This window comes from Holdemania filiformis DSM 12042, from assembly GCF_000157995.1.
Lineage (GTDB): Bacteria > Bacillota_I > Bacilli_A > Erysipelotrichales > Erysipelotrichaceae > Holdemania > Holdemania filiformis.
In genome coordinates this window covers 355988-360451 of record NZ_GG657562.1, presented here as the reverse complement: position 1 = coordinate 360451, position 4464 = coordinate 355988, and the positions used below count along the sequence as shown (strand labels likewise).

General features: G+C 50.6%; 5 protein-coding genes. All 5 read left to right on the top strand.

Annotation, left to right across the window (positions count from 1 at the left end):
• The coding region (locus HOLDEFILI_RS17550) for an ATP-binding cassette domain-containing protein (RefSeq protein ID WP_006061275.1) at positions 1 to 606 on the top strand (606 nt) is incomplete at its 5' end.
• A 53-nt stretch (positions 607 to 659) separates the two neighbouring features.
• Positions 660 to 1238, top strand: a complete 579-nt coding sequence (locus tag HOLDEFILI_RS18655; RefSeq protein ID WP_050767019.1) for a TlpA family protein disulfide reductase — start codon at positions 660 to 662, stop codon at positions 1236 to 1238.
• Between the two features lie 163 nt (positions 1239 to 1401).
• The gene (locus HOLDEFILI_RS17540; protein ID WP_006061272.1) at positions 1402 to 2082 is read left to right on the top strand and encodes a DUF1361 domain-containing protein; all 681 of its coding nucleotides are present in this window, start codon (positions 1402 to 1404) and stop codon (positions 2080 to 2082) included.
• Positions 2083 to 2353: 271 nt separating this feature from the next.
• Positions 2354 to 4234: an oxidoreductase gene (locus HOLDEFILI_RS17535; RefSeq protein ID WP_006061270.1), complete on the top strand. Its 1881-nt coding sequence runs from the start codon at positions 2354 to 2356 to the stop codon at positions 4232 to 4234.
• A 52-nt stretch (positions 4235 to 4286) separates the two neighbouring features.
• On the top strand, positions 4287 to 4427 hold the full coding sequence (locus HOLDEFILI_RS19445; protein ID WP_006061269.1) for a hypothetical protein: 141 nt from the start codon (positions 4287 to 4289) through the stop codon (positions 4425 to 4427).
• Positions 4428 to 4464: the final 37 nt, after the last annotated feature.

The window sequence follows — 4464 nt, the reverse complement described above, 5'->3', positions numbered from 1 at the left end:
GCCAATTCCCGCAAGCAGATTCTTGATTTCCACCAGCCGCAGCTCTGGGCAGGGACGCATCTTTGCGCAAGCGGGATCAATCTTCAGATCGTCGGACCGCAGAAGGTCGCGATTATTGGATCGAACGGCTGTGGGAAAACGACGCTGCTGCGGCTGATCTGGGAACAGCTGAAGGACCGGACAGATCTGCGCGTCGGCTACATGCCGCAGAATTATGAGGAACAGCTGCCGATGGATAAGAACCCGGTCGACTTTTTAAGCGAAGGCCAGGATCAGGCGTTCCGGACGCGGATTCAGAATCATTTAGGCTCGCTGAAATTTACACCGGAGGAGATGCGTCAGCCGATGGGAACCTTTTCCAGCGGTCAGAAAGCCAAGATCTTGTTGGTGAAGCTGGTCGTCGATCACAACGACGTGCTCCTTCTGGACGAACCGACGCGGAATTGTTCGCCGTTGTCCGCCGGTCAGATCCGTGCGCAGCTGGCGTCCTTTCCCGGCTGCATCCTCGCCGTCAGCCATGACCGCCGCTTTTTAGCCGAGGTGACGGAGCGGATTCTGCGCTTGACGCCGCAGGGGCTGGAAGAAGATTCATCGATAGAATTCTAGCCAAACGAGAGATTTTGATTTATACTAGTACTGTTATGGCAAGGAGGCAGAAAATGAAAAAACAGATTCTGAAAGGTTTAGTTCTGTTAGGCTGCTGCCTGTTGGCGCTGAGTGCCTGCAGTCAGAAGGATAATACGCCGGTTCATTATTTAGACGACTTAAAGATGGTGGACGTCGATATGAGCGGGTATCAGGGATTCAATGTGGCGGAGCATCAGTTCAAGCGGGTTACGCTGAAGGAAGCCAACCGCATTTATAAAGAAGGCGGAAGCGGTATCCTGTACTATGGTTATACAAGCTGTGCCTGGTGCACGCAGGCGGTTCCGGTGATGAACGAAGTTGCCAAAGAGCTGGGCCTGACGATTTATTATGTCGATATGGGCACGGACGACGGCAACACGGAGGAAAGCTACAACGAATTTATCGATCTGGTGAAAGATTTCCTGAAAACCGATGACGATGGTGAACCGGCGCTGTTTGTGCCGCAGGTGTTCGTCGTGAAAAACGGAAAGATCGTGGGCGATCATCTGAGCACCGTCGATTCGTACAGCCCGAGCCAGGGCAACATGACCGACAGCCAGAAAAAAGAGCTGAAGGGCATTTACAAGAAAATATTTGAAAAACTGAAATAGGATCTTCGCGATCCTTTTCTTTTACCTGATTTTCTCTGCCGGGCGAAAGGAAAAGACAAAGTAAGCGCTTGTGAAAACAACATTCAGGAAGACGTAAGAAAAACTTAAAGAAAAGCGCATAAAAATTGGGTATAATACGGTCGATGTCAGGAGTGTGATCACAATGAAACGCAGACAAAAACGTAATATGATGCTTTTAGGATTGATCCTGGCCCTTCATTTCATTTATATTCTGGCGGGTCTGGGCTTGCGGAAAGCCGGGATTCAGCTTAATTTACGATGGTTGTTCTGGAACCTGGGCCTGGCGTTCATGCCGGTGGCGCTGGCAGTACCGGCTTATTTGCTGACCAGCTGGCGCAGACACTGGGGACCGATTTCACTGGGGCTTGCGATCGGCTGGCTGTTGTTTTTGCCCAACGCCTGTTACATGGTCACGGATCTGATCCATCTTCAAGGTTCGCAGCTGATCGGCGGCAATGGTGTTTATCTGCAAAGCTTATCCGGCTGGGTACGCTTGATTTATATCGTCGGCGGGATTTTAATGGCGCTGGTCGACGGCTTGTTTTCCACCTCGTTAATTCATCAAAACGTCAAGTGGCGCAGAAATAAGGTGTTTAACTTCTGCTGGATGAGCGTGATCAGTCTGTTATGCGGTTACGGCGTTTATATCGGCCGGTTTCTGCGGCTGAATACCTGGGATGTGCTGCAGCCGAAGACGCTGCTTTTAACGCTGCTGCAGAACATTGATAAATTTACCATTCTGTTTTCCTTTATGTTGGCGGCATTCTATTTCGCGGCCTATCTGATCTTTGATAAACTGATGCGCTCGGAACCGCACGCCTGATCAAACGATCAGGTTTTTTCTTTTCGCGATATATCTTCGTGGCGTGTCGAAAAGCTTTCGACACTGCGAATTTACAGGATGCCGCAAGGAAGAAGAAAACCGGAATTAACGTCAGAAGGGTCCAAATTTCTGATTTTGAACAGAAAAAAGAATGAAAAATACAGGAATTCCCAGCTTTACAACCCTTTGTTTAAATGAAAGTAAGTTTCTTTTTGAAAATAGGCTAGAATGGCACACTTTTTGCTTATATATTTAAAAAGGAGTGGTGTCTATGAAGTTTGCGAGTTTATTTCAGCCGTTAAAAATTAATTCTCTGATGATTCCCAACCGGATTATTTCCGCGCCGATGAACGAGGCGCTCAATGACAAGCGTGTCCGCTGCGGAGCAGGGATTTTGATTGCGGGCTGTGGTGGTGTGGATCTGCCGAACGCCTGGTTTGATCCGGGGTATTTATTTGCCAAGGCACAGATTCAGAATACGCGCCAGTGGCTGAACTTTATGCGTCAGGGAGGTTCGGCAGTATCGCTGGAGGTCATGCACATGGGCGGCGTCGGACGCGGGGCGCATCCGGATGACGTGCTGTGGGGATCGACTGACGGTGTTAATGCCTATGGCAATCGGGTGAAAGCCATGACACCAGCGGAAATGGATCAGACGTCTGCAGCGTTCGCGCAAACCTGCCGCGACGCTAAAGAACTGGGCTTCGATATGGTCATGCTTCATTTCGCGCATGGCTGGCTGCCGGCACAGTTTCTTTCACCAGCTCTGAATCATCGGACGGATGACTATGGCGGGTGTCTTGAAAACCGGATGAAGTTTCCGCTGGCGATTATTAAAGCAGTACGTGAAGCCGTTGGCCCGGATTATCCGGTGGATCTTCGAATCAGCGCAAAGGAGTGGATTGACGGCGGGATTGATCTGAACGAGGTTCTGATTTTTTTGAAACAGGCCGAACCGTATTTAGATATGGTGAATGTGTCAGCTGGACAGGATATGGACAAACAGGGCAACATCCACATGGCGACGTCCACGTTGGAGCCGCATGGCGTCAATCGTCAGCTGGCCCGCGCAATTAAGCAGACCCTTACGATTCCCGTTGCGGTGGTAGGGGCGATCTTAACGCCGCAGGAAGCCGCCTCGGTGATTGAGGAACAGGATGCCGATCTTGTGGTTCTGGGACGGGCATTGCTGGCAGACGAAGACTGGATTCATAAAGCGGAAGCCGGCCGGGATGCGGATATTGTGCCTTGCCTGCGCTGTGGCAGCTGCATGCATTGGACGACTGACCGGCGCGATCATGGCTGTTCCGTGAATCCTGCCTATATGAACGGAAGCTGGATGTCTTCTGAGTGCCTGCCGGTTAAAATTCGCAAGCAGGTTGTCGTGATCGGCGGCGGACCGGCCGGGATGAAAGCGGCGCTGACGGCGGACCGGCGGGGACATCAGGTTACACTGCTGGAACAAAATTCCAGTCTGGGCGGCGCGCTGACCATCTTTAATCAGGAGCCGCATAAACTGGATTTACGGCGTTACCGGGATTATCTGATAGAACAGATCGCAAAGTCAGGGGTTAACGTCAGACTGAATACAAAAGCGACGCCGGAACTGGTGAAAAACCTGAATCCCGACCATTTAATTCTGGCGTTGGGCGGAAAGTGGGCAATTCCGCCGATTCCGGGAATCGAACGGGGACTGACGCCGGCTCAAGCCTATACAAATCCGATTCCGAATGGAAAATCCGTTGCGATTTTAGGCGGCGGCGCGATCGGCTGCGAGCTGGCGCTGAAGTTTGCGGAAACCGGGTGTCCGGTTGCCTTGATCGAACAGGGAAGTGAGCTTCACCGCGGGGAAAATCTGCTTGTCGGTTTAGCGCTGGACGAGCATCTGAAACGCTGTGAAAATTTGAAAATCCTCCGGGAAACATGCTGCCTGAAAGTAAATTCCGAGCATATCGTTGTAGAAAAAACGGGCGTTTTAATGACGATTCCAGCCGACGTATTGATCATCTGCACAGGCATTGAACCGTTAAGCGAGGAAGCTGATCGTTTTTATGGAATTACCTGCCACACTTGGAAAATCGGTGATGTTAAACGGCCGGGAAACATCAAGGCGGCAACGTTGGACGGCTGGATGGCGGGCAGCCAGGATTGAGGCATCCTTCCACTTTTCCAACGACCTTCTGATTTGAAACCAGCTGAAAAAAATGCTGGGAAGTGAAGACATAACGAACTGCCTGCTTTTTAAAATAAATATAACAAGAAATACCCGTTTACGCGGTATTGGTTTGATCGGTATGGTTGCCGCCATGACTGAAAAGAAGGCGCTAAATCCAGCTGAATTTTAAAGCGGCTGGACAAGGATTTATAAGCTGTAACGAAGCA

Coding starts and splice junctions, on each gene's coding strand:
- HOLDEFILI_RS18655 (WP_050767019.1), top strand. CDS start 660: ATGAAAAAACAGATTCTGAAAGGTTTAGTTCTGTTAGGCTGCTGCCTG.
- HOLDEFILI_RS17535 (WP_006061270.1), top strand. CDS start 2,354: ATGAAGTTTGCGAGTTTATTTCAGCCGTTAAAAATTAATTCTCTGATG.
- HOLDEFILI_RS17540 (WP_006061272.1), top strand. CDS start 1,402: ATGAAACGCAGACAAAAACGTAATATGATGCTTTTAGGATTGATCCTG.
- HOLDEFILI_RS19445 (WP_006061269.1), top strand. CDS start 4,287: ATGCTGGGAAGTGAAGACATAACGAACTGCCTGCTTTTTAAAATAAAT.